Here is a 24,016-nt window from a genome sequence, read left to right as displayed (position 1 = left end):
CCCCGGCACCCCCATGCCCGCAAGTACCCCGTATACCCCTATGAGTCCAGGAGCGATCCATGCGAACCCAGAGCCGACGGAGGCCGCGAGCCACGCTCGCCGCGGCCGCCGCAGGGACGCTGCTCACCCCACTGCTCACCGGCTGCTGGGTCGGAGCGGGCGGCACCGGATCGGGCGGCGACTCGATCAACGTCCTCATGGTCAACAACCCGCAGATGGTGGAACTGCAGAAACTCGCCCCGCACTTCACCGAAGAGACCGGCATCAAGGTCAACTTCACCGTCCTGCCCGAGAACGACGTCCGCGACAAGATCAGCCAGGACTTCGCCAACCAGGCCGGCCAGTACGACGTCGCCACCCTCTCCAACTACGAGATACCGATCTACGCCCGCAACGACTGGCTCAAGGAGATGGACTCCTACGTCGCCGACGACCCGGACTACGACGAGCGGGACATCCTCACCCCGATGCGCCAGTCCCTGACCGGCGACGACGGCAAGCTCTACGGCCAGCCCTTCTACGGCGAGTCGTCGTTCCTGATGTACCGCAAGGACGTCTTCGACCGGGCCGGTCTGACCATGCCCGCGCACCCCACCTGGCAGCAGGTGGCCGACTTCGCGGCGCGCCTGGACGGCGCCGAGCCCGGCATGAAGGGCATCTGTCTGCGTGGTCTGCCCGGCTGGGGCGAGGTGATGGCCCCGCTCACCACGGTCGTGAACACCTTCGGCGGCACCTGGTTCGACAAGGACTGGACCGCCCGGCTCGACTCCCCGGAGTGGAAGAAGGCGACGAAGTTCTATGTCGACCTGGTCCGCGAGCACGGCCAGTCCGGAGCCGCCCAGTCCGGCTTCGCCGAGTGCCTGAACAACATGACCCAGGGCAAGGTCGCCATGTGGTACGACGCCACCTCGGCGGCCGGTTCCCTGGAGTCCGACGACTCCCCGGTCAAGGGCAGGGTCGGCTACGCGCCCGCGCCGGTCGAGGAGACCGAGTCCTCCGGCTGGCTCTACACCTGGGCCTGGGGCATCCAGGACGCGTCCCGCAACCCCGACAAGGCCTGGCAGTTCGTCTCCTGGGCCTCCGGCAAGGGGTACGAGCAGCTGGTCGGCGACGAGATCGGCTGGTCCGGCGTCCCGGCGGGCAAGCGCGCCTCCACCTACGCCAACCCCGCGTACCGGGAGGAGGCCGCGGCCTTCCAGGAGATGACCAAGGAGGCCATCGAGGGCGCCCGCCCGAACGACCCGGGGGTGCAGCCGCGCCCGGCGCCCGGCATCCAGTTCGTCGGCATCCCCGAGTTCACCGATCTGGGCACCAAGGTCTCCCAGGAGATCAGCGCGGCCATCGCCGGACGCCAGTCCGTCGATTCGGCCCTGGAGAAGTCGCAGGAGCTCGCCGAGAAGATCTCCGAGGAGTACGAGGGACGATGACCGCCACGACCACCGCTCCGCTCACCGCACCGTCCGTCCGCGCCGGCAAACCGCCCTCGCGCCGGCTGCGCGCCTGGGCGACCCGCGCCCCGCTCCTGCCGGCCCTGATCTTCATGATCGCGGTGACCCAGCTGCCGTTCGTGGCCACGCTGGTGATCTCCTTCTTCGACTGGAACTCCCTCTACCCCGACGCCCGCAGCTTCACCGGCCTCGGCAACTACTCCGAGGTGCTCAGCGACCCCGACCTGCGCCGCTCGGTGTGGACGACGGTGCTGCTCACGGTCGCCGTCGTGCTGGCGAGCCTGGTCCTGGGCCTGGCCCTGGCCCTGCTGCTGGACCGCCGCTTCAAGGGCCGCGGAGTGGTCCGCACCCTGCTGATCGCCCCGTTCCTGGTGGTCCCGGTGGCGGCGGCCCTGCTGTGGAAGCACGTCCTGTACAACCCCGAATACGGCCTGTTCAACGGCCTGTTGCACTACGTGGGCGGTCCCGAACCGGACTGGATCTCCAACACCCCGCTGCTCGCGGTGGAGGCGGCCCTGGTCTGGCAGTGGACCCCGTTCATGATGCTGATCCTGCTGGCGGGCCTGCAGAGCAGGGACCAGCAGCAGATCGAGGCGGCCCGGGTGGACGGCGCGAGCGACTGGCAGGTCTTCCGCCATCTGACACTCCCGCACCTGCGCCGCTACCTGGAGCTCGGCGCCCTGCTGGGCTCGATCTACATCGTCCAGAACTTCGACGCGGTCTTCACGATCACCTCGGGCGGCCTGGGCACCGCGAACCTCCCCTACACCGTCTACCAGAGCTTCTACCAGGCCCACGAGAACGGCCTGGCCTCCGCCGCCGGCGTCCTCGTCGTCATCGGCTCGATCATCATCGCGACCTTCGCGCTGCGGGTCGTCTCGTCCCTGTTCCGCGAGGAGGTGTCCCGCGCATGAACGCCGTACGCCGGGCCGGTCCCGGTCTGCTGGCCTGGACCGCCGGAATCCTGTTCTTCCTGCCCATCGCCTGGATGGCGCTGACCTCCTTCCACTCGGAGGAGGACGCGGCGACCAACCCGCCGTCCTTCGGGGCCGCCCTGACCCTGGACGGCTACCGGGAGTTCTTCGGCACGGACGGCGGCGCCAGTCCCTGGCCGGCGCTGATCAACTCGACGGTGGCGTCGGTGGGTTCGACCCTGCTGGTGCTGCTGCTGGCGCTGCCCGCGGCCTACGCGCTGTCGATCCGCCCGGTGAAGAAGTGGACGGACGTCCTGTTCTTCTTCCTCTCCACGAAGATGCTGCCGGTGGTCGCGGGCCTGCTGCCCCTCTACCTGTTCGCGAAGAACACCGGCCTGCTGGACAACATCTGGCTGCTGGTCCTGCTCTACACCTCGATGAACCTGCCGATCGCCGTCTGGATGATGCAGTCCTTCCTGTCCGAGGTGCCCGTCGCGGTGATCGAGGCGGCCCGGGTCGACGGCGCGCGGCTGCCGACGGTGCTGACCCGGGTGGTCGCCCCGATCGCCCTGCCCGGAATCGCGGCCACGGCCCTGATCTGCTTCATCTTCAGCTGGAACGAGCTGCTGTTCGCCCGGGTGCTGACCGGTGTGGTGGCGGAGACCGCCCCCGTCTTCCTGACCGGCTTCATCACCAGCCAGGGCCTGTTCCTGGCGAAGGTGTGCGCCGCGTCGCTCGTCATCTCCCTGCCGGTGCTCGCCGCGGGGTTCGCCGCCCAGGACAAACTGGTCCAGGGCCTGTCGCTGGGAGCCGTGAAATGAAGGCCGCCGTCATCGAGTCCGTGGGCCGGGCCGTCGTCACCGAGGTCCCCGATCCGACGCCGGGCCCGCGGGAGGTCGTGGTCGAGGTCGCGGCCTGCGGCCTGTGCGGGACGGACCTGCACATCCTCCAGGGCGAGTTCGCGCCGAAGCTGCCGATCGTGCCCGGCCACGAGTTCGCGGGCACCGTGGTCGCCGTGGGCGGCCGGGTCACCGAGGTCGCCGAGGGCGACCGGGTGGCCGTCGACCCCTCGCTGTACTGCTACGAGTGCAGCTACTGCCGTACCGGCCACAACAACCTGTGCGAGCGCTGGGCCGCGATCGGCGTGACGACCGCGGGCGGCGCCGCGCAGTACGCGGTGGCCCCGGTCGCCAACTGCGTGACGCTGCCCGACCACGTCCGGACCGAGGACGCGGCCCTGGTGGAGCCGCTGTCCTGCGCGGTCCGGGGCTACGACGTGCTCCGCGCCCGCCTCGGCGCGCACGTCCTGGTCTACGGCTCGGGAACGATGGGCCTGATGATGCTGGAGCTGGCCAAGCGGACCGGCGCGGCGAGCGTGGACGTCGTGGACGTCAACCCGGCCCGGCTGGAGACGGCGCGGTTGCTCGGGGTGTCGGGGGCGGCGGCGAACGCGGACGAGCTGGACCGCCCGCAGGGCTGGGACGTGGTGGTGGACGCCACGGGCAACGCGGCGGCGATCCAGGACGGCCTGGACCGGGTCGCCAGGGCGGGCACGTTCCTCCAGTTCGGCGTGGCCGACTACGCGACCCGGGTGACGATCGACCCGTACCGCATCTACAACCAGGAGATCACCATCACCGGTTCGATGGCGGTCCTGCACAGCTTCGAACGAGCGGCGGAACTCTTCGCGACCGGCGTCCTGAACCCCGACGTCTTCATCAGCCACCGCCTCCCCCTGCAGCAGTACCCCGACGCCCTGACCCGGTTCGCCGCAGGAGAAGGCCGAAAAATCATCGTGACCCCCACCAGCCCCTCCACCCCCTCCAGCCCATCCAGCCCGTCCGGCGTTTGAGGACAAGGCCCCTCAAGGGCCGAAGGGGGTCCGGGGGCACAGCCCCCGGGGTCGGGACGGGAGGGGCGGCGGGGGCGAAAACCCACGGGCCCCGGCCCCCACTCCACCCGTACCATCCCGACCATGCCCAGACCCACCGGCTTCGCCTACGACACAACCCGGGACGGCACCGTCCACATCACCCACGCCGGCCGCCCCGCCACCACCCTCCGCTCCGCCCGAGCGGCCCGTTTCCTCACCGAGGTCACCACCGACGACCCCCAGCTGGTCATGGCCCGCTGGACCGGAAACTACAAGCGCGGCAACGAACGCACGGCCCGTGACCACCCCCGAAACCGCCGTTGACCCGATCGGTCCCAGGTAAGGGAACGGTAAATCGACCTCGGTCGTTCAACGAGGCATGACAGCTATGACCCCCGGCTCGAACATCCCTCTCTCCGCCGCCCGCGTCACGGTGGACGTCGCCGCCCCGGTGCGCCTCGACGTATCGAGCCTGCTGCTCACCGCCGACGGCAAGGTGCGCTCGGACGACGACTTCATCTTCTACAACCAGCCCAACGGCCCGGGCGTGACCTACCGCTCGGGCGGCGGCACGGCCCCCGACGCGATCGTGGTGGACACCGCCGCCGTCCCCCCGGGCATCGAGAAGATCGTGGTCACCGCCAGCCCCGACGCCGCAGGCCAGTCGTTCCAGGGCATCGAACCGACGGCGACCATCCGCAACGCCGACGACAACTCCGTCCTGGCCACCTTCACTCCCCCGCAGCTCGGCACCGAGACCGCGCTGGTCATCGTGGAGGTCTACCTCCGCAACGGCGCCTGGAAGGCCCGCGCCGTGGGCCAGGGCTACGCCAACGGCCTGGCGGGCATCGCCACCGACTTCGGCGTCTCGGTCGAGGAGCCGGCCCCGGCCCAGACCCCCGCCACCCCGGCCACCCCGGCCGCCCCCGCCGCCCCCGCCACCCCGGCCGCCCCCGCCGCCCAGCCGGCCCCGCCGCAGCCCACGACGGCCACACCCCCGCCCCCGTCCGCCCCGCCCACCGCGGGCGCCGGCATCGGCGCCGGAAAGATCAACCTCGACAAGGGCCGCGTCAGCCTCCAGAAGAACCAGACGGTCTCCCTCATCAAGGGCGGCCGCCCGCTGCTCTCGCAGGTCAAGATGGGCCTGGGCTGGGAGCCGGCGTACCGCGGCAAGGACATCGACCTGGACGCCTCGGTCATCGCCTACGGTCCGCAGCGCAACCACATCGACAGCTGCTACTTCGGCAAGCTCCAGATCGTGAACGGCGCGATCCGCCACTCCGGCGACAACCTCACCGGCGAGGGCGGCGGCGACGACGAGGTGATCACCGTCGACCTGGGCAGGCTCCCGCAGGAGGTCACCGGCCTGGTCTTCACCGTGAACTCGTTCTCCGGGCAGAAGTTCACCGAGGTCGCCAAGGCGTACTGCCGGCTCATCGACGGGCTGACCGGCGAGGAGCTGGCCCGCTTCGACCTGACCTCGGCCGAACCGCAGACCGGAGTGATGATGGCGAAACTGATCCGCCAGTTCTCCGGCGAGTGGGACATGACGGCCATGGGCGACTTCGTGAAGTCCCGCACGGTCCGCGGGATGGTGAAGCCCGCGGCCCAGGCGCTGTAGGGGCGGTTCGGGACAGGGAAGTGGCCCGCACCCCCGTGAGTGCGGGCCACGATCGGGGTCAGGCGGCCCAGGGCCAGTCGGCGTCCCGGGCGGCCTCGATCAGCGGAACCATCCGGAAGGCCGCGTCCGAGAGCCCCGCGAACACATGCCGGTTCCCCCGGCCCGACGGCCCGTGGCCGGCCCGGTACCCGGCGAGGTTCCAGGTGTAGACCGGGACGTGCGCCGGAATCTGCTCGGTCGGGCCGCCGTGGCGGCTGGGCGCGTACTGCTCGTCCGTGACGATCAGCACCCGGTCCTGGCCCCGGTAGTGGGCGCGCACCGCGGAGGTGGTGTCGGTGCCGCCCAGGTCACCGAAGCGCTCCAGGACCTTGAGCACCGACTCGCCCCTGCCGAACTCCAGCCGCCGGCTCGTCGTGCCGAACTCCACGAGATCCGCGTCCGCCGCCCGCAGCGCGAGCGCCGTGCCGAAGACCGCCGCCGCGTCGGCCCGGTTGAGCTCGGAGCGGTCCGACAGGCGCGAGTAGAACATCGAGCCCGAGCGGTCGACCAGCACCAGGGTCCGGCCGGGCAGCGCGGGAACCCGCGCCAGCGAGTGACCGAGCGCCCGCTCCAGCGGGTACGACCAGCGCAGCGACGGCGCGTGCCGGTACGCGGCGAGGTACCGGAACGGGAACTGCCGCGAGCGCGCGACCTCCGCCGGGTCGCTGATCCGGGCGGCGACCCGCGCCGCGACCTCGTCCGAGACACCGGCCTCGTCGAAGTTGCGCAGGTTCCGGGTCAGTGCCATCGGGCCCATGGACGGGATGACGGCCTCCCAGGCCGCCCGGTCCATCGGCCCCTGGAGCCAGCCCGCCAGCGCCTCCCAGGTCATCCCGGCCGCCGCGAGCCGCTCGGCGCCGCCCTCGGAGGTCACCACGGCGCGCCGCTCCCCGACGGGCAGTGCCATCAGTTCGCGGTGCGCCACCAGGGTCCGGTTCGAGGCGGGCGGCTCGGCGGTCTCCGGGTGGTGCCGGCGGTCCAGCGCGTACTGGAACAGGTCGCCCTGCCAGTCCTTCGCCGGGTCCGGCGCCGCGTGCACCAGGTTGAGGATGTCGCCGAAACGGTAGCCCTTGGAGGCGGTGTCGTACTTCAGCAGCGCCCGGCCGTTGTAGAGCCGGCGCACGGCGTCGGCGATGCCCCGCTTCACGGGCTTGGGCACGGCGCGGCCGTACCGCGACGTCCAGTAGGCGAGCAGTTCGCCGGGCTCGTCGGGCCGCTGGAGCACCGAGTCCACGACCCGCCGGTTCGACGGACCGTCGCTCGCTCCCGCGTCCAGGCGGGCCTTGACGTACTCGGCGGCGCCCACCACGGCGGCCGAGCGGAGGTTGCCCTCGCCGCGCAGCCAGCCGAGCAGCCCGGCCGTCCACTCCGGGTCGGCGACGGCGAGTTCGCGCACCAGGGTGCGGAACCGGTCGTCGCGGTCGGCGCCGGACTCGTAGAAGGTCTGCTGGCTGACGAGGTGGGAGACGGCGAGCAGGAAGAGCTCGGAGCGCGCCTCGCGCTCGTGTCCGCGGCCGCCCTCGTAGGTGCGCAGCACGCGGCCGGTCGAGGTGACCCGGGAGGCCGGCTGCGCCTTCGCGGCACGCGTGTTGAAACGGGACATGCTGAATTCCCCCGAATTCGAAGCGGTTTCGGAGGAGGCACAGCGGAAGGTGGATGCCCGAGATCAGAAGTCGGCGACGGAAACAGTCAAATGCTCTATCCGATTGAGCTACACCGACCCGAAGTCGATGACGGGATTCGAACCCGCAGCCTTTCGATCCGGAAGTACCCGTTGCCTGCGCACCGGGCATCCACCATGAGCTGCGCCTCCCGAGATCAGTACGGCGGCGGCGTGGATTCTTTGAAAGAGAAGTAGCCGCTGCCTTCGCACCGGGAGGTGCGTGACGTCGTGATCTCACTGTAGGAGGCGCGACTCGGGGCGGGCGAGCGAATTACTCGTCCCGTACGGCGCGCCCCCTATGACGCCCTCCGCCCCCTCAGCCCTGCGACCGTGCCTTGAACGCCGCCTTGCGGGCCTCCTTGGCGATGCGCTTGTCCGGGTGCAGCCGCCCCATCGCCTCCAGCACCTCCGCGGTGGCCGGGTGCTCCACCCGCCAGGCCGCCGCGAAGAAGCCGCTGTGCTGCTCGGCGAGCCCGGAGACCAGGGCGCGCAGTTCCTCGGAGTTGCCCTCGGCCGCGAGCTGGGCGGCGACGGTGTCGATGGTCAGCCAGAACACCAGTTCCTCGGAGGGCGCCGGGACGTCCGGGGCGCCGTGTTCGGCGAGCCAGACCCGGGCCAGTCCGCCCAGTTCGGGGTCGTCGAGGACCTCGCGCAGGGCGGGCTCCGCCTCCGCGCCGACCAGCGACAGCGCCTGCTGGCAGCGCAGCCGGCGCAACGGCGCCCCGGCGTCGGAGCCCCGGGCGGCGGCGAGCAACTCCCGTGCGGCGGGCAGCGCCTGGCGTGCCGCCAGCCACTGCTCGGTCTCGGCCTGCGCGGCACCCGGCGGGAACTCGGCGGTGCCGTCGAGGAGCGCGTCGGCACCCTTGTCGGCGAGGTCGCCCACGGCGGGCGCCTCGAAGCCCGCCTCCAGCAGCCGGGCCCGCAGCCCGTAGAGCCCGAGCGGGGTCAGCCGCACCATGCCGTAGCGGGAGACGTCCGTCTCGTCGACCGGCGCGGACGGCTCCTCGTCGGCGTCCGCCATCAGCGCCTCGTCGACCGGCTGGTACGCCACCAGGCCGACCGGCTCCAGCATCCGGAACTGGTCGTCCAGCCGCATCATCGCGTCGGAGACCTGTTCGAGCACGTCGTTGGTGGGCTCGCCCATGTCGCTGGGGACGATCACGGAGGCGGCCAGCGCGGGCAGCGGCACCGGCGCCTCGCCGGGTGCGTCCTCGTCGGCGGTGAGCAGGTACAGGTTGCCGAGGACCCCGTCCAGGAAGTCCGCCTCGGCCTCGGGGTCCCAGTCCAGCGCGGAGAGGTCGATCTCGCCGCCCGCGTCCATGGCGTCGACGAGGTCGTCGAGGTCCGGCACGGAGGCGTCCGCCAGGACCGTCTCCAGCGCCGCGAGCCACACCGCGAGGACGTCGTGCGGGGAACCGCCGGTGAGCGCGGCGAGGTCCTCGCCGGCCGTGACGGTGCCTTCCTCCTCGTCGGTGATCTCGACGAGCCCGGCGTCGACGGCGACCCGCCACGCCTCACTGGCGTGGGCGGCGGCGTCGTCTCCGGTGAGCCCCAACTCCTCGGCGGCGGACGGGAGATGTTCCTCGGCGAGCCCGCCCCCGGCGTCGACGCGGAGGTCGGGGCCGGCCCAGCGGGCGAGCCGGGCGGCCCGGGAGAGCAGCGGCGTGGACAGCGCGTCCCGCGCCAGCTCCGCTTCGGGACGCAGCCGCACCGGCGGCAGGGGGGAGCTGTCTGACATCGGCTGGTTCTCCTAGGGGCACGTCGTACGACTCAGCCGCTCAGCCTAGACCGCTTTGGCCCCATGCCGCCCGGTTCATCTACCCGTTGACCGGTGTACATGGCCGAAACCTTGACAAGTGGCGTGACCAGGCAGGAGATTACGCGCGTAGACATTCATAGGACAGCTGTTCACCGAATCTCTACGCGCGTCGCCCCGGCCCGCCGGGCGCGGCTCCCACACTTCTGATGCACCACCCTCGTCCCGGCGCCCACGCACGTCCCCGGAGGGATCCCGTTGCCGAGCAAGTCGTCCGCGCGCCTCGCCGCGCTCACCGTCGCCGCGGTCTGTTCCGTCGCGTCCAGCATCGTTCTGACCTCGCCCGCGCACGCCGACTCGGTGCGCGTCCATGACATCCAGGGCACCACCCGCACATCCCCGTACGCCGGCCAGGCGGTCACGGACGTGACGGGCATCGTCACCGGCATCCGCACCTACGGCTCGTCCCGCGGCTTCTGGATCCAGGACCCGAACCCGGACGCCGACCCCGCCACCAGCGAGGGCGTGTTCGTCTTCACCGGCTCCACGCCCAAGGGTGTGGCCGTCGGCGACCTGGTGTCGGTCTCCGGCACGGTCACCGAGTTCGTGCCGGGCGGCGCCTCCTCGGGCAACCAGGCGCTGACCGAGATCACCAAGCCGACGTTCACCGTGGTCTCCAGCGGCAACGCGGTCCCGGCCGCGACGGTCGTCGACGGCCGTTCGGTGCCCGGCGCGTACGCCCCCACGGGTGACGCCGCCGCCGGCAACTCGGTCAACGGTCTGACGCTGAGGCCGTCGAAGTACGCCCTGGACCTGTACGAGTCCCTGGAGGGCATGAACGTCCAGGTCTCCGACACCCGGGTGGTCGGTGCCACCGACCCGTACACCGAGCTGTGGGTCACGGTGAAGCCGTGGGAGAACCGCAGCTCGGGCGGCGGCACCGTGTACGGCTCGTACACCTCGCAGAACACCGGCCGGATCCAGATCCAGTCGCTGGGCGCGAGCGCCGACTTCCCGAAGGCGAACGTCGGTGACACCCTCGCCGGCACCACCGCGGGCCCGCTGGACTACAACCAGTTCGGCGGCTACACGCTGGTGGCCAACCAGCTCGGCACGCTGGAGAGCGGCGGCCTGGAGCGGGAGACCACCGAGAAGCAGAAGCGGGGCGAGCTGGCGGTCGCCACCTACAACGTCGAGAACCTCGACCCGTCCGACGCCACCTTCGAGGCGCACGCCGCCGCGATCGTGAACAACCTTCAGTCGCCCGACATCGTGTCCCTGGAGGAGATCCAGGACAACAACGGCGCGGTCAACGACGGCACGGTCGCCGCCGACCGGACGCTGCAGAAGCTGATCGACGCGATCGTCGCCGCGGGCGGCCCCCGCTACGACTGGCGCTCGATCGACCCGGCGAACAACACCGACGGCGGCGAGCCGGGCGGCAACATCCGCCAGGCGTTCCTGTTCAACCCGGAGCGGGTCTCCTTCACCGACCGCGCGGGCGGCGACGCCACCACGGCAGCCGGGGTCACCGAGGTGCGCGGCAAGGCCGCCCTCACGGTCTCCCCGGGCCGTATCGACCCGGCGAACGCGGCCTGGAACTCCAGCCGCAAGCCACTGGCCGGCGAGTTCACCTTCCGCGGCCGCACGGTCATCGTGATCGCCAACCACTTCAACTCCAAGGGCGGCGACCAGGGTCTGACCTCGCAGTACCAGCCGGTGGCCCGCAGCTCGGAGACGCAGCGGCACCAGCAGGCGACCGCGGTGAACGCCTTCGTCAAGGACATCCTCGCCGCCGAGAGGAACGCGGACGTCGTCACGCTCGGCGACATCAACGACTTCGAGTTCTCCGGGACCGCGAAGATCCTGGAGAGCGACGGCGCCCTGTGGTCGGCGGTCAAGTCGCTGCCGCGCGGCGAGCGTTACTCGTACGTCTACCAGGGCAACAGCCAGGTCCTGGACCAGATCCTGGTCAGCCCGTCGATCCGGCGCGGCTGCGACTTCGAGTACGACAGCGTGCACATCAACGCGGAGTTCAACGACCAGATCAGCGACCACGACCCGCAGGTGCTGCGCTTCAAGCCGTGACCCCGCGTCCGGTCAGGACCGGCTGAACAGCCCGTTCAGCCAGTCCTGCCAGGCGGTCTCGCACCCGGCGATGTCCGTGCCGGGTGCGAAGTCGTGCAGGGAGACACCGACCGGGTGGCCCCAGTGGTTCCGCCCGAAGATCCGGGTCAGGCCCCGGTCGGTGCGCAGTCCGATGAAGTACGGGTTGCGGAAGTCGAGCACGGCGTCGAACTCGTCGGGTCCGTGCACCCGCACCCGGCTCCCGGCGGTCTCCTCCGTCCCGACACCGAGTGCCCGTGCCACGGTCTCCAGGGCGTCGGCGGCCTTGGAGCCCTCGGGCCCGTCGAAGGTGGCGAAGGCGGCCGGTCGGGGCGCGAAGTGGACAAGGTACTCGCGCAGGGTGTGCAGATAGAAGTCGGTGTGCCGGGCGGCTCCGTCGTACTGGTTGTCCCAGTCGTCGACGAAGATCCCGCTGTGCACGTACCGCACCCAGGCCCGCTTGCCGTCGTCACGCGGCTCGATGGTGTAGTCGAGCTGGTTGAGGGTCTGCTCCTCGATGCCGTCGACGTTCTCCACCCGGTTGGTGTAGCGGTGCGGCGGGTCCCAGGCGGTGACCCTCGATCCGAACGGCCCCTGACCGCCGACCCGGGGCTCCGGCGGCTCCATGGGCCACAGGTACCCGCCGGTGCCGGCGGTGACCGCCTCCCACACCTGCTGCGGGGTGGCGTCGACCTCGAACTCCCGGGCGATCTCGAATTCCTTGGACATGGTGGGCTCCTGAACTACTGGGGAATCTCCGGCTCGGACTGCTTGAGCGTGGGGTGAACGGCCACGACGATCCGGTGGCCACGGCCGCCCTCGGCGTCCGGGGCGTCGTACTTGCGGATCAGCGCGGTGACACCGGCAGTCAACTCCTCCACGAACGCGGCCCGTTCGGCCGCCGAGGCGAACCGCACCTCGCCGTCGAGCGCGTAGGTGGCCAGCCGCTGACGGGCCTTGGCCGCGCCGGTGACCAGCGAGCCGACGTCCCGCACCAGGCGGGCGCCGAGCGCCAGCAGCCAGCGCGCGGACAGCTGGTCCCGGAAGCGCTCCGGGTCCGGCTGCACGGCGGCCAGGGCGAGCGGCGAGATCACGTACGACGCGGCGGTCGCCCGCATCAGCCGCTCGGTGACATTGCCCTTGCGGCGCTCCCCGGCCAGCTCGACCAGGCCGTGCCGCTCCAGCGCCTTCAGGTGGTAGTTCACCTTCTGCCGGGGCAGTCCGACCTTGCCGGCCAGCATCGCGGCCGACGCGGGGCCGGCCGCCAGTTCGGCGAGCAGCCGCGCCCTGGTGGGGTCCAGGGAGACGGCGGCGGCCTCGGGGTCCTCGATCACGGTCACGTCCAGCATGGGTCCACCGTCTCACCGAAAACTTTTTTTGTCCAGGCGAGCGAATTTGTCGGTCAGGGGACCAGCCCGAGCGCGTGCCGGTACCGGCTGCCGGTGAACCCCTTCACCCCCGGATACGTCCGCACCCGCTCGAACTCGGGCGACTCCGGTCCGCCGATCGCCTCGTCGTAGGCCCCGTCGCTCTCCCACTCGGCGTAGTTGAGGACGTGGGTGCCGTCGGTGCCGAGGTGGAAGTGGGCGGAGATCAGACCGCGGTCGGCGTCCGGGCCGTCCAGGGCGGCGAGCACGAGGTCGACCCAGTCGGCACGCCGGTCGGCCGCGTCCGGTTCGAAGTCGATGCGGACGGTGACGACCAGCCCCGGCACCCGGGCGTCCCCGGCGGCCCGCTCCCGGCTGCGGTAGCGCCGGTAGCGGTCGAGGCGGACGCGTTCGATGCCGGGCACGGCGGTGTCGATCTCGTCGTTGCGCTCCTGGCGCCGGGTCTTCACGAAGGCCTCGTAGCCCTGCTCGCTGCGCCACTGGGAGTGGTGCAGCAGGGTCGTGCCGTCGTGCCCGGCGTAGAGGTGGTAGCCGAGCAGGTCGGCGCTGCCCCAGGGGCGGCGCTCCCAGGTGCGGGCGACGGCCTCGACGGTCTCCGCCTGGCGCTCGGGACTGCCGACCCGCCAGGTGCTGAAGAAGGGCGCCCCGGCCTCGGGGCGGGTGAGGTCGGGGTGGGCGTGGGTGCGACTGGTCATGGCCGGCCTCCGGTACGTCGGTGATCGGTACGCCGACCAGCCTCCGACCTCAACTTCGCTTGAGGTCAAGTCCGGGTGTCGTGGGGCCTGTTGGGGCGGGGACGGGAGCGGCCGCCGATGCCCTGCGGAGGCGGGGACGGGAGCGGCCGCCAAGCCCTTCGGAGGCGGGGACGGGAGCGGCCGCCAAGCCCTTCGGAGGCGGGCCCGGGCTACCGCTCCCCCAGGCCGCCCGCCCGGCCGTCCGCCTCTCCGTCCCCCAGCCGGGACAGCTGGGTCTGGAACCAGTCGAGGCGCGCCTGCAACAGGGCCGCCTCCGCCGCCAGTTCGGGCACCCCGAACCCCTCCCCGAGCGGTTCGGACACCCCGGGGTCCGCCACGGCGGCGAGCGGCCCCGCACGCCCCGCCACCACCCGCAGCCCCTCCCCCGCCAGCCGTGCGAACCCGGCGAGCGAGAGGGCCCTGCGGCCGCCCAGGCAGCCCGCGCAGGAGGGCGCGAGGCCCAGCCACCCGGGTCTGCCCCAGCCGGCGTCGGCCAGCGCGGCGGCGACGGCACCGCAGGCGCAGGGGCCCACGGTCGCGGTGCGCACCCGCTGGCGGGCGTAGCGGAAGCCGAGTTCGAAGCGGAGGTAGCGGCCGAGCACGGTGATCTCCAGGAGCACGGCCGCGCGGTGCTCCGCCGTGCACAACAGCGCCTCGGCGGCGGTCCGTTCGTGGACGCAGTGGAAGCCGCAGTCGCAACGCCGCTGCGGCGCACGGTGCTTGAGGCCGTAGACGCAGGACGCGTCGGCCAGGACTCCGTACGGCAGCGCGCCGCCGAGCGACACACCGGTGAAGCCCGCCCGGGCGCCGTCCTGGGACAGCACCGGGTGGGCGATCTTGTATCCGGTCGGCGGCTCCGTCGGGCGTTCCTCCGGAAGCCGCAGCCTCATCGGGCCGCCGGGACCTCTTCGGGGGCCTTCGCCTCCGCGGTCTCCTCGACGGCCTCGGGCAGGCCGGGTTCCTCGTCGTGGTGGTGCGGCCGCTCCTCGGCGACTCCGGTGGCGAGTGCCTTGCCGAGCTTCATGACGCCTCCAGGACCTGTGGTCGTTGACCGTCCGCCCCATGGTGACCCATGACGCCCCGGTCTGGACATAGGGCCTGCCCCCAACGCATCAGCAGCACTTATCGATACCTGGTAGAAAATTTAAGTGGAGCTTCACAGTCATGGTGCAGAGACTACTCCCATGACGACCACCGGCTCCCCCTTCGGCCGCGCGCTGTGCGCGATGATCACCCCCTTCACCCCGGACGGGGCGCTCGACCTCGCCGGTGCGCGGCGCCTCGCCGAGCGTCTGGTCGGCGAGGGCTGCGAGGGACTGGTGCTCTCCGGCACCACGGGCGAGTCCCCGACCACCTCGGACGCGGAGAAGGCCGACCTGGTGCGCGCGGTGCGGGAGGCGGTGGGCGGCCGGGCGAAGGTGCTCGCCGGGGTGGGCAGCTTCGACACCCGGCACACGGTCGAGGGCGCCCTGGCCGCCGAGAAGGCGGGCGCGGACGGCCTGCTGGTGGTGGCGCCGTACTACAGCAGGCCGCCGCAGGACGCGCTCGAAGCCCACTTCCGGGAGGTCGCCGACGCCTGCGCGCTGCCGGTCATGGTCTACGACATCCCGGTCCGCACCGGGGTCCGCGTCGAGCCGGAGACCATGCTGCGGCTGGCCGGGCACCCGGGCATCGTGGCGGTGAAGGACTGCTCGGGCGACTTCCTCGCCGCCCAGAAGGTCATCTCCCGTACCGGGCTGGCCTATTACGCGGGCTGCGACGAGCACAACCTCGCCCTGTACGCGGTGGGCGGCGCGGGCTTCGTGAGCACGGTCGCCAACGCCGTACCGGCCGCGCTGCGTTCGGTGCTGGACCTGTTCGACGCGGGGCGGACCGCGGAGGCCGCCGCCCTCCAGCGGCGGGCCACCCCGCTGATCGAGGCGATGATGCACGCGGGCCTGCCCGGCACGGTCACCGCGAAGGCGCTCCTCGCCCGGCTCGGCCTCCCGGCGGGCCCGGTCCGCGCCCCGCTGAGGCCCGCCGGCCGGGAGACGGCCGACGGGCTGCTCGGGCTGTACGAGGATCTCGTGGCGGCCTGATCAGCGGCGCGCGAACACCGGCTCCCATTCCCACCGGCTGTCCGGCCGGTGCTTGCGCACTCCGCTCAGCCGGGTCACCTCGTCGCTGCCGATCGTGACCAGCACGAGCCGCGGCTCGTACACCTCGGGATTGACCGACCGCTCCCAGGCGATGAGCCGCCGGTCGTCCACCCAGGCGAGCAGTTCGCCGCCGCGCACCCTGGTGATCTCCTTGCCGCTGCGCGGGTCGCGGATCGAGGAGTACGACCGGCCCCCCTTCTCCTCGGTCAGGCCGCTCGCGGCGAGCGCGCCGTTCGGGGAGAGCCGGGCCTCGACGTCCGAGCGCAGGTGCCGTTCCTCGGCGGGCGCCGCCACCTTCTCACCAGTGAGGTCGTAGTACTGCTGCATCCCGTCCTTGTCGCCGATGACCTGTGCGTACACCAGCCGCCCGTCGCGGCTGAACCGGAAGTCCGAGCGGGGGTTGAAGAGCTCGTCGTCCGGAGCGCCGAACCTGGCGCCGCCGCTCTGTCCGTCCGGGTCCAGGATCATGAACCCGGTCCGGGTGCCCGGGTCCGGGCCCGGGAAGTAGGCCGGCTCACCGGCGTCGTCCATGCCCCGCCGCGGCAGCAGGTCGGGGTTCTCCGCGTAGGTCGTCGCGACCAGCTTCGTCCCGTCCTGCGAGTAGGCGATCCCCCCTATCCCGTCCCCGCGGACCGGGATCCACCGCACGACCTTGCCCGTCGCGAGGTCGAGCACTCCCACCCGCAGCGCGGGCCAGGTCCGTTCCAGTACGGCGGCGGTCCGCAGGCCCGGTGCGACGGCGACGTAGGACCAGCGGTCGTCCTGCTCGTACCTGCCGGTAGCCGGGTCGAGCAGCCAGTAGGTGCGCTCCAGCAGTCCCTGGTCGCCCTGGTCGCCCTGGGGCCGTGTCGCGATCGTGTAGTAGGCGGCCAGCGCCACGTCGCCGGCCGCGACCAGGTCGCGGGGCGGCGACTGGTCCGGGTGCGCGTGCGTGGCGCCGTCGTCGAGGACGGCGGCGGGCCGCACCTCGTCGCGTCCGGAGTCCAGGCGCTGCACGCCCAGGCCCAGTGCGAGGACGGCCGCGGTACCCACGGCGGCGGCCGCGATCCGGCGGCGGTGCCGGCGGCGCCGTACGGCAAGGACGCGGTCGGCGAAGCCGGGTGGGGCCGCGGCCTGCGCCTCGGCGGTCTCCCGCAGTGTGTCCCGGACGAGTTCGTCGACGTTCACGGACGTACCTCCACGGGGGTGAAGCCGGGTTCCACGGCGGTGAGGGTGGCCAGTTCGGGTGCGAGGGTGCGGAGCCGGGCCAGCGAGCGGTGCGTGGTGGACCGCACCGTGCCCACGGAACAGCCGAGGATCCGGGCCACGTCGGCCTCGGGCAGGTCCTCGAAGTAACGCAGCACGAGCACCGCCCGCTGCCGCGCGGTGAGCCGGGCGAGCGCGCCGCGCATGACGAGCCGCAGGTCGGCGGCGGCACTGTCGTCGGGGCGGGCGCCGCTGTCGGGCGGCTCGGCGACGCTCAGCTCGCGCCGGGGCCACTTCAGCCGCCAGCGGCTGACCTGCTGCCGGTAGAGCACCTGCCGTACGTACGCCTCGGGGTCCTCGATCCGGTGCCAGCGTCCGGCCGCCTTGACCAGCGCGTTCTGGAGCAGGTCCTCACCGGCGTGCCGGTCCCCGCCGCTGAGCAGCACGGCGGTCCTCAGCAGGGCGGACGACCGGTTCTCCACGAACTCCCGGAAACCGTTCTGCGCCTGGCCATCCATCGTCACCTTCGCTTCCCCCGGACGAGCACTCTGCCCGCCCCCTCCACCCGGAAGGACGCGCGCACCCGCGCCCCGCTATGCCGGTGCCGCGAAAAAAGTGCCCGCCCCGTGCGGGACGCCTCCCGTACGGTGAGCCGGTGAGCCGCCCCCTGCTCTTCCTCGACGTCGACGGCCCCCTGAACCCGTGGGCCGCCAAGCCCGAGCGCCGCCCGGAGGGGTACACCACGATCAGGGCCTCGGTACGCCCGGGGAAGCCGCTGCGGGTCTGGCTGAACCCGGAGCACGGCCCGGCGCTACTGGCGCTCGGCTACGACCTGTGCTGGGCGACGACGTGGATGGAGGCTGCCAACCGCTGGATCGCCCCGGTCGTGGGCCTGCCCCTGCTGCCCTGGGTCGACTTCGGCGACCGTCTGTTCGCCGAGCGCCCGGACGGCGTCCACTGGAAGACGGCGACGCTCGTGGAGTACGCGGCGGGCCGCCCGTTCGCGTGGGTGGACGACGAACAGAGCGCGGCGGACGACGCGTACGTGGCGGCCCACCACCCGGGGCCGGCGCTGCTGCACCATGTGAACCCGCGCATCGGCCTGCGGGAGCCGGACTTCACGACGCTGCGGGACTTCGCCTCGGGTGCAAAAGGGTGAGGGGGAGCCGGAGGCGGCCTGCCCCCGACTCCCCCTCGGCAGAACCTAGTTGTGGCTGTGCAGGATCTCGTTGAGGCCGCCCCACACCGCGTTGTTCGGGCGGGCCTCGACCGTGCCGGTGACCGAGTTGCGGCGGAAGAGGATGTTGGACGCGCCGGACAGCTCGCGGGCCTTGACGACCTGCCCGTCGGGCATGGTGACCCGGGTGCCGGCGGTGACGTACAGGCCGGCCTCCACCACGCACTCGTCGCCCAGCGCGATGCCGACCCCGGCCTCCGCGCCGACCAGGCAGCGCTCGCCGATGGAGATGATCACGTTGCCGCCGCCGGAGAGGGTGCCCATGGTGGAGGCGCCGCCGCCGATGTCCGAGCCGTCGCCGACGACGACGCCCGCGGAGATGCGGCCCTCGACCATCGAGGTGCCCAGGGTGCCGGCGTTGAAGTTGACGAAGCCCTCGTGCATGACCGTGGTGCCCTCGGCGAGGTGCGCGCCGAGGCGCACCCGGTCGGCGTCGGCGATCCGGACGCCCTTGGGCGCCACGTAGTCCGTCATGCGGGGGAACTTGTCGACGGACGTCACCTGGAGGTGCAGTCCCTCGGCGCGGGCGTTGAGGCGGACCTTCTCGATGTCGTCGACGGCGACCGGGCCGAGCGAGGTCCAGGCGACGTTGGCGAGGAAGCCGAACATGCCCTCCAGGCTCTGGCCGTGCGGCTTGACCAGGCGGTGGGAGAGCAGGTGCAGGCGCAGGTAGACGTCGTGCGCGTCGATCGGCTTCGCGTCGAGGGAAGAGACGACCGTGCGGACCGCGATCACCTCGACGCCCCGGCGGGCGTCCGGTCCGATCGCCTTCGCGGCGCCCTCGCCCAGCAGTTCCACGGCCCGCTCGGCGGAGAGCCGCTCGGTGCCGGACGGGCCGGGCTCGGCGACGAGCTCCGGAGCGGGGAACCAGGTGTCGAGGACGGTGCCGTCGGCGGCGAGGGTGGCGAGGCCGGCGGCAACGGCGCCGGTGGTGCGAGCTGCGGTCGTGTCGGTCATGAGGGCAACCTAACTTGGTGGGGCCCGCCGGGGCGAACCGGTGCCCGCGGGATCTCACGTGCCGGGCGCCGGTTCAGCCGACGGGGTCACCGATGACGCGTCGCAGCACGTCGCGGGCGTACTCCTCGTCGTAGGGGGCCCCAGTGAGCAGGACCTGGAGGCAGATGCCGTCCAGGAGCGCCACCAGCGCCCGCGCGGTGACCGGGTCGGTGCGGCGGCCGAGCAGTTCCGCGAGGTCCGCCGCCCACTCGGCGGCCACCGGGCGCAGGGCGGGACGGCGCAGGGCGGCGAGGTACAGCTCGTACTCCAGTTCCACGCCCGTGCGGTCGCCGGCGAGCCATTCACCGATCCAGCGCGCGAGTTCGCCGGCCAGGTCGGCGTCCGGGTCGGTCAGGGCGCCGCGCGCGGCGACGACCTTGGCGAAGCCCTCGTTGGCCTGGCGCAGGGCGGCCACCATCAGCTCGTCGAGGGTGGCGAAGTGGTACGTCGTGGAGCCGAGCGGGACGTCCGCCGCGGCGGCGACCGTGCGGTGGGTCAGTCCGGCGAGTCCCTTCTCGCCGACGACGCGAATCGCGGCGTCGATGATCCGCTGCCGCCGCTCCGGGTCGTGCCGCCGAGCCATCAGTGCGCGCCTCCGAGGTTCAGGACCACGACCCCCGCCACGATCAGCAGGATCCCGGCGACCTTGGTGACGGTGAGCGCCTCGCCGAACGCCACCAGGCCGATGACGGCGATGCTCGCGGTGCCGACACCGGCCCAGATGGCGTAGGCGGCGCCGATGCCGACCGTCTTCAGGGTCTGGGCGAGCAGCGCGAAGGAGACGACGTAGCCGAGTGCCGTCAGCAGTGACGGCCAGAGCCTGCTGAAGCCGTCGCTGTACTTCATGGCGGTGGTCGCGGCCACCTCGGCGGCGATGGCGCCGGCGAGCGTCAGGTAACCCATGCGGACCAGCGTACCCAGCCATGTGTACGCGCGTACACAGTTCACGGCGTGACCGGGGCGACCGGTCCGGGCTCGCGCGGCCACGTCAGGCGGTCGAGGGTGTCCCGTTCGGCACGGGACGCGGCACGCAGGGCCAACGCCGGTCGGTAGCACGGCAGTTTGGAAGAAAGCGCTCGCTTCAATTACCCAAACATCTGCTCGAAACGCCCCACCCTCCACTACTGTTTCACCGCTCGCACACCTGGCCTTCGCAGCCGCGGGCACCCCCACAGTCATCCCGCCGAAGGGTCACGCATGCCACACACCCCGTCCCGGCCGTCCCAGGAGCGCCCCTGGGAGAGCGGCTGGGCACCGGACGGCTCCCGGACCCCCGGGACCCGCCGGCTCTGGCTGGCCGGCGCCCTGGCGCTGGCCACGATCGCCGGCTGCGTGACGGCGATCGCCTTGACCCGCAGGCCCACTGACGACCTGTCAGCCGCCCCGGCGCCCTCGGTGACCACCGCCCCGCCCGGCCTGATCTCCTTCGCGAGCCCCTCCGCCAGCCCGAGCCCCACCGCCCTGGCCACCTCCCGGCACCACGACCCGTCCGCCCGCCCGAGCGCGAGCGCGACCCGCGCCACCCCCTCGGCGACCGCCCCCCGCCGCCCCACCGGGCCGTCGGCCACCTCGTCGGCCCCTGCGCCGGAGGCCGACCGGCGCACGGTCCGCGCGGTCAACTACCCCGACCGCGGCTGGGAGGTGAGCGACGGCCTGGTACGGCTGACCTCGTCCCCGGACGCCTTCGAGCTGGTCGAGGGCCTGGCCGAGCCGTCCTGTTACACCTTCGCCACGGCGGACGGCCGCTATCTGCGCCACCGGGACTTCGTGCTGCGCGCCGAACGCAGCGACGACTCCGCCCTGTTCGCCCGGGACGCCACCTTCTGCGCGCGCTCCGCGTCTTCGAGCGGCGCGGTCATGCTGGAGTCGGTGAACTTCCCGGGCCACTACCTGCGGCACAGCGACTTCCGGCTGCGCCTGGATCCCTACCGGTCGAGCGAGCAGTTCCGCGCGGACTCGGCGTTCCGGCTGGTGGGCTGAGCGGCGGCGGAAGCACCACAAGAAGCGACAGCGACAAGAAAGCGGCGGCACCCCGAAGGGGCACCGCCGCTTGCCTGTTCCGCGCGGACGTCTCGGACGTCTCAGACGTTGAAGCCGAGCGCCCGGAGCTGGTCCCGGCCGTCGTCCGTGATCTTGTCCGGGCCCCACGGCGGCATCCAGACCCAGTTGATGCGCAGCTCGTTGACGAGGCCGTCCGTGGCGGACTTGGCCTGGTCCTCGATGACGTCGGTCAGCGGACAGGCCGCCGAGGTCAGGGTCATGTCGATCGTCGCGATGTTCGCGTCGTCGATGTGGATGCCGTAGATCAGTCCGAGGTTGACGACGTCGATGCCCAGCTCGGGGTCGACCACGTCGTACAGGGCCTCGCGGACCTCCTCCTCGGAGGCCGGCTTCATCTCCACGGTGTCACTCATGCCGTCTTCCTTTCGGCGTCGGCTCCGTCCAGGGCCTGGGCCGTCGCGTCCTTCCACGCCATCCAGCTCAGGAGAGCGCACTTCACCCGGGCCGGGTACTTGGAGACGCCGGCGAACGCGACCGCGTCCTCCAGCACCTCCTCCATCGCGTCGTCGGGCTCGATCCTGCCCTTGGACTGCATCAGCTCCAGGAAGGTCTCCTGGATCCGCTGCGCGTCGGTCAGCTCCTTGCCGACCAGCAGTTCGTTCAGCACCGAGGCGGAGGCCTGGCTGATCGAACAGCCCTGCCCCTCGTACGAGACGTCCTCGATGGTCGTGCCGTCGTACTTCACGCGGAGGGTGATCTCGTCGCCGCACGTCGGGTTGACGTGGTGCACCTCGGCGTCACCGTCCCGCAAGCCCCGCCCGTGCGGGTGCTTGTAGTGGTCCAGGATGACTTCCTGGTACATCGAATCCAGCTTCATGCGATCGCTCGTCCCGTCAGCCGAAGAAGTTCCGCACATGCTCCAGGCCGTCCACCAGAGCGTCGATCTCGGCGGGCGTGGAGTACAGATAGAACGACGCTCGCGTGGTCGCGGGAATTCCGTACCGCAGGCAGACCGGACGGGCGCAGTGGTGGCCCACCCGAACGGCGATGCCCTCCTCGTCCAGCACCTGGCCGACGTCGTGCGGGTGGATGTCGCCGAGCGTGAAGGAGATCGCCGCGCCGCGGTCCTCGGCCGTGGTGGGGCCGATGATTCTGAGGTCGGGAACCTCCTGGAGGCGGCGGACCGCGTACTCGGTGAGCGCGTGCTCGTGGGCGAGGACGCGGTCCATGCCGATCGAGTCGAGGTAGTCGATCGCCGCGCCCAGACCGACCGCCTGCGCGATCGGCGGGGTGCCCGCCTCGAACTTGTGCGGGGCGGGGGCGTACGTCGACGAGTGCATCGACACCGTCTCGATCATCTCGCCGCCGCCCAGGAACGGAGGCAGGTCCTCCAGCAGCTCCTGGCGGCCCCACAGGACGCCGATGCCGGTCGGGCCGCACATCTTGTGGCCGGTGAAGGCCACGAAGTCGGCCTGGAGGGCCTGTACGTCCAGCGGCATGTGCGGCGCCGCCTGCGAGGCGTCGATGCAGACGAGGGCGCCGACCTCCTGCGCCCGGCGGATGATCGTCTCGACCGGGTTGACCGTGCCGAGGATGTTCGACACCAGCACGAAGGAGACGATCTTCGTCTTCTCGGTGATGATCTCGTCGATGTTCGACAGGTCGAGGCGGCCGTCGTCGGTCAGGCCGAACCACTTCAGCTTCGCGCCGGTGCGCTGCGCGAGCAGCTGCCACGGCACGATGTTGGAGTGGTGCTCCATCTCCGTGATGACGATCTCGGTCTCGGCGTCCACGCGGTAGGGCTCGTCGGCCCAGCCCAGCATGTTCGCCACGAGGTTGAGAGACTCCGAGGCGTTCTTGGTGAAGATCACCTCGTCGCGGCTGGGCGCGTTGATGAACGCCGCGACCTTGTCGCGCGCGCCCTCGTACAGTGCCGTGGCCTCCTCGGCGAGCACATGCACACCGCGGTGGACGTTGGCGTTGTAGCGCTCGTAGTACTCACTCAGGGCGTCGATCACCTGGCGCGGCTTCTGCGAGGTCGCCGCGTTGTCCAGGTACACGAGCTTCTTGCCGTCGTGGATCTGGCGGTCCAGGACGGGGAAGTCCTTGCGGATCGCCTCGGTGTCGAGGAGGCCCGGCAGCTGTGTCACTCGGATGCGCCACCCTTCGTGTAGGCCTCGTAGCCCTCGTTCTCCAGCTTGTCGGCGAGTTCGGCACCGCCGGACTCGACGATCCGGCCCGCGGAGAAGACGTGGACGTAGTCGGGCTTGATGTAGCGCAGGATGCGCGTGTAGTGCGTGATCAGCAGGGTGCCGACCTCGCCGGTCTCGCGGACGCGGTTGACGCCCTCGGAGACGACGCGCAGGGCGTCGACGTCGAGGCCGGAGTCGGTCTCGTCGAGGATCGCGACCTTCGGCTTGAGCAGCTCCAGCTGGAGGATCTCGTGGCGCTTCTTCTCACCGCCGGAGAAGCCCTCGTTGACGTTGCGCTCGGCGAAGGCGGGGTCCATGTGAAGGCGCTCCATGGCCTCCTTGACCTCCTTCACCCAGGTGCGCAGCTTGGGGGCCTCGCCGCGGACGGCGGTGGCGGAGGTGCGCAGGAAGTTCGACACGGAGACACCGGGAACCTCGACCGGGTACTGCATGGCCAGGAACAGGCCGGCGCGGGCGCGCTCGTCGACGGACATCTCCAGGACGTCCTCACCGTCGAGGGTGACGGTGCCGCCGGTGATCGTGTACTTCGGGTGACCCGCGAGGGAGTAGGCGAGGGTCGACTTGCCGGAGCCGTTGGGGCCCATGATGGCGTGCGTCTCGCCCTGCTTCACGGTGAGGTCGACGCCCTTGAGGATCTCCTTCTCGGCGTTGTCGGCCTCGACGGTGACGCGCAGGTCTCGGATTTCAAGCGTAGCCATGGGTGC

The 24,016-nt window shown here is 71.7% G+C and carries 26 protein-coding genes; 10 read left to right on the top strand and 16 right to left on the bottom strand.

Going from position 1 to position 24,016, the window contains the following annotated elements; all coding sequences use genetic code 11:
• Positions 1-59: 59 nt before the first annotated feature.
• The 6 genes from ABT296_RS20700 to ABT296_RS20675 all read left to right on the top strand — a co-directional run bounded on the left by ABT296_RS20700 (position 60) and on the right by ABT296_RS20675 (position 5,856).
• Positions 60-1,427, top strand: coding sequence for an ABC transporter substrate-binding protein (locus ABT296_RS20700; protein WP_351929339.1), 1,368 nt, complete (start codon positions 60-62; stop codon positions 1,425-1,427).
• Positions 1,424-2,362, top strand: a complete 939-nt coding sequence (locus ABT296_RS20695; RefSeq protein ID WP_351929337.1) for a carbohydrate ABC transporter permease — start codon at positions 1,424-1,426, stop codon at positions 2,360-2,362. The genes ABT296_RS20700 and ABT296_RS20695 overlap by 4 nt, the downstream gene beginning before the upstream one ends.
• Positions 2,359-3,183, top strand: a complete 825-nt coding sequence (locus tag ABT296_RS20690) for a carbohydrate ABC transporter permease (RefSeq protein WP_351929335.1) — start codon at positions 2,359-2,361, stop codon at positions 3,181-3,183. The genes ABT296_RS20695 and ABT296_RS20690 overlap by 4 nt, the downstream gene beginning before the upstream one ends.
• Complete coding sequence (locus tag ABT296_RS20685) at positions 3,180-4,214, top strand: zinc-dependent alcohol dehydrogenase family protein (protein ID WP_351929333.1); 1,035 nt, start codon at positions 3,180-3,182, stop codon at positions 4,212-4,214. The genes ABT296_RS20690 and ABT296_RS20685 overlap by 4 nt, the downstream gene beginning before the upstream one ends.
• Before the next feature lie 123 nt (positions 4,215-4,337).
• Positions 4,338-4,559: a hypothetical protein gene (locus tag ABT296_RS20680; RefSeq protein WP_351929331.1), complete on the top strand. Its 222-nt coding sequence runs from the start codon at positions 4,338-4,340 to the stop codon at positions 4,557-4,559.
• Positions 4,560-4,623: 64 nt separating this feature from the next.
• The gene (locus ABT296_RS20675) at positions 4,624-5,856 is read left to right on the top strand and encodes a TerD family protein (protein ID WP_351929573.1); all 1,233 of its coding nucleotides are present in this window, start codon (positions 4,624-4,626) and stop codon (positions 5,854-5,856) included.
• 58 nt (positions 5,857-5,914) lie between these two features.
• Here the strand turns inward: ABT296_RS20675 and ABT296_RS20670 are convergent, their stop codons facing one another.
• Positions 5,915-7,498: a TROVE domain-containing protein gene (locus ABT296_RS20670; protein WP_351929329.1), complete on the bottom strand. Its 1,584-nt coding sequence runs from the start codon at positions 7,496-7,498 to the stop codon at positions 5,915-5,917.
• Between the two features lie 376 nt (positions 7,499-7,874).
• Positions 7,875-9,296: a hypothetical protein gene (locus ABT296_RS20665; RefSeq protein WP_351929327.1), complete on the bottom strand. Its 1,422-nt coding sequence runs from the start codon at positions 9,294-9,296 to the stop codon at positions 7,875-7,877.
• A 276-nt stretch (positions 9,297-9,572) separates the two neighbouring features.
• On the opposite strand from ABT296_RS20665, the gene ABT296_RS20660 reads away from it, so the two are divergent.
• On the top strand, positions 9,573-11,402 hold the full coding sequence (locus ABT296_RS20660; RefSeq protein WP_351929325.1) for a DUF8508 domain-containing protein: 1,830 nt from the start codon (positions 9,573-9,575) through the stop codon (positions 11,400-11,402).
• 12 nt (positions 11,403-11,414) lie between these two features.
• Here ABT296_RS20660 and ABT296_RS20655 read toward each other — a convergent pair whose 3' ends face one another.
• From ABT296_RS20655 to ABT296_RS20635, 5 genes are all read right to left on the bottom strand, one after another.
• Positions 11,415-12,149 (bottom strand): SRPBCC family protein, encoded by a 735-nt coding sequence (locus ABT296_RS20655; protein ID WP_351929323.1) that lies wholly within the window; start codon positions 12,147-12,149, stop codon positions 11,415-11,417.
• 14 nt (positions 12,150-12,163) lie between these two features.
• Entirely contained in the window at positions 12,164-12,769 is a 606-nt protein-coding gene (locus tag ABT296_RS20650; RefSeq protein WP_351929321.1) for an ArsR/SmtB family transcription factor, read from the bottom strand.
• A gap of 53 nt (positions 12,770-12,822) precedes the next feature.
• A complete protein-coding gene (locus ABT296_RS20645; protein ID WP_351929319.1) occupies positions 12,823-13,503 on the bottom strand; it encodes a hypothetical protein in 681 nt (226 codons plus the stop codon).
• A 209-nt stretch (positions 13,504-13,712) separates the two neighbouring features.
• Positions 13,713-14,432 (bottom strand): hypothetical protein, encoded by a 720-nt coding sequence (locus ABT296_RS20640; RefSeq protein ID WP_351929317.1) that lies wholly within the window; start codon positions 14,430-14,432, stop codon positions 13,713-13,715.
• Positions 14,429-14,566 (bottom strand): hypothetical protein, encoded by a 138-nt coding sequence (locus ABT296_RS20635; RefSeq protein ID WP_351929315.1) that lies wholly within the window; start codon positions 14,564-14,566, stop codon positions 14,429-14,431. The genes ABT296_RS20640 and ABT296_RS20635 overlap by 4 nt, the downstream gene beginning before the upstream one ends.
• A 160-nt stretch (positions 14,567-14,726) precedes the next feature.
• Here ABT296_RS20635 and dapA point away from each other — a divergent pair, with 160 nt between their 5' ends.
• Entirely contained in the window at positions 14,727-15,620 is an 894-nt protein-coding gene (dapA, locus tag ABT296_RS20630; protein ID WP_351929313.1) for a 4-hydroxy-tetrahydrodipicolinate synthase, read from the top strand.
• Here dapA and ABT296_RS20625 read toward each other — a convergent pair whose 3' ends face one another.
• Both ABT296_RS20625 and ABT296_RS20620 read right to left on the bottom strand, forming a co-directional pair.
• Complete coding sequence (locus ABT296_RS20625) at positions 15,621-16,847, bottom strand: WD40 repeat domain-containing protein (RefSeq protein WP_351929311.1); 1,227 nt, start codon at positions 16,845-16,847, stop codon at positions 15,621-15,623.
• Positions 16,844-17,383: a SigE family RNA polymerase sigma factor gene (locus ABT296_RS20620; RefSeq protein WP_351929571.1), complete on the bottom strand. Its 540-nt coding sequence runs from the start codon at positions 17,381-17,383 to the stop codon at positions 16,844-16,846. The genes ABT296_RS20625 and ABT296_RS20620 overlap by 4 nt, the downstream gene beginning before the upstream one ends.
• A 137-nt stretch (positions 17,384-17,520) precedes the next feature.
• On the opposite strand from ABT296_RS20620, the gene ABT296_RS20615 reads away from it, so the two are divergent.
• Positions 17,521-18,024 carry an HAD domain-containing protein gene (locus tag ABT296_RS20615; protein ID WP_351929309.1) on the top strand — a complete coding sequence of 168 codons (504 nt, stop codon included), beginning with the start codon at positions 17,521-17,523 and terminating at the stop codon, positions 18,022-18,024.
• A gap of 45 nt (positions 18,025-18,069) precedes the next feature.
• On the opposite strand, the gene dapD is transcribed toward ABT296_RS20615, so the two are convergent.
• The 3 genes from dapD to ABT296_RS20600 all read right to left on the bottom strand — a co-directional run bounded on the left by dapD (position 18,070) and on the right by ABT296_RS20600 (position 20,001).
• Positions 18,070-19,059 (bottom strand): 2,3,4,5-tetrahydropyridine-2,6-dicarboxylate N-succinyltransferase, encoded by a 990-nt coding sequence (gene dapD / locus ABT296_RS20610; protein WP_351929307.1) that lies wholly within the window; start codon positions 19,057-19,059, stop codon positions 18,070-18,072.
• Between the two features lie 73 nt (positions 19,060-19,132).
• Complete coding sequence (locus ABT296_RS20605) at positions 19,133-19,681, bottom strand: TetR/AcrR family transcriptional regulator (RefSeq protein WP_351929305.1); 549 nt, start codon at positions 19,679-19,681, stop codon at positions 19,133-19,135.
• Positions 19,681-20,001 carry a DMT family transporter gene (locus ABT296_RS20600; protein ID WP_351929303.1) on the bottom strand — a complete coding sequence of 107 codons (321 nt, stop codon included), beginning with the start codon at positions 19,999-20,001 and terminating at the stop codon, positions 19,681-19,683. The genes ABT296_RS20605 and ABT296_RS20600 overlap by 1 nt, the downstream gene beginning before the upstream one ends.
• Before the next feature lie 294 nt (positions 20,002-20,295).
• On the opposite strand from ABT296_RS20600, the gene ABT296_RS20595 reads away from it, so the two are divergent.
• Complete coding sequence (locus ABT296_RS20595) at positions 20,296-21,078, top strand: AbfB domain-containing protein (RefSeq protein WP_351929301.1); 783 nt, start codon at positions 20,296-20,298, stop codon at positions 21,076-21,078.
• Between the two features lie 101 nt (positions 21,079-21,179).
• Here the strand turns inward: ABT296_RS20595 and ABT296_RS20590 are convergent, their stop codons facing one another.
• From ABT296_RS20590 to sufC, 4 genes are read right to left on the bottom strand one after another with little or no spacing between them, the layout of a single operon-like run.
• Positions 21,180-21,512: a metal-sulfur cluster assembly factor gene (locus tag ABT296_RS20590; protein ID WP_351929299.1), complete on the bottom strand. Its 333-nt coding sequence runs from the start codon at positions 21,510-21,512 to the stop codon at positions 21,180-21,182.
• Positions 21,509-21,976: a Fe-S cluster assembly sulfur transfer protein SufU gene (gene sufU / locus ABT296_RS20585; protein ID WP_351929297.1), complete on the bottom strand. Its 468-nt coding sequence runs from the start codon at positions 21,974-21,976 to the stop codon at positions 21,509-21,511. The genes ABT296_RS20590 and sufU overlap by 4 nt, the downstream gene beginning before the upstream one ends.
• 16 nt (positions 21,977-21,992) lie before the next feature.
• A complete protein-coding gene (locus ABT296_RS20580) occupies positions 21,993-23,249 on the bottom strand; it encodes a cysteine desulfurase (protein ID WP_351929295.1) in 1,257 nt (418 codons plus the stop codon).
• On the bottom strand, positions 23,246-24,010 hold the full coding sequence (sufC, locus tag ABT296_RS20575; RefSeq protein ID WP_351929293.1) for a Fe-S cluster assembly ATPase SufC: 765 nt from the start codon (positions 24,008-24,010) through the stop codon (positions 23,246-23,248). Before sufC ends, ABT296_RS20580 begins: the two co-directional genes overlap by 4 nt.
• Positions 24,011-24,016 lie beyond the last annotated feature (6 nt).

Origin of the sequence: Streptomyces sp. NPDC000983 (assembly GCF_040299205.1) — a bacterium.
Lineage (GTDB): Bacteria > Actinomycetota > Actinomycetes > Streptomycetales > Streptomycetaceae > Streptomyces.
The sequence above is the reverse complement of the archived record's forward strand: the minus strand, read 5'-3'. Positions and strand labels throughout refer to the sequence as shown.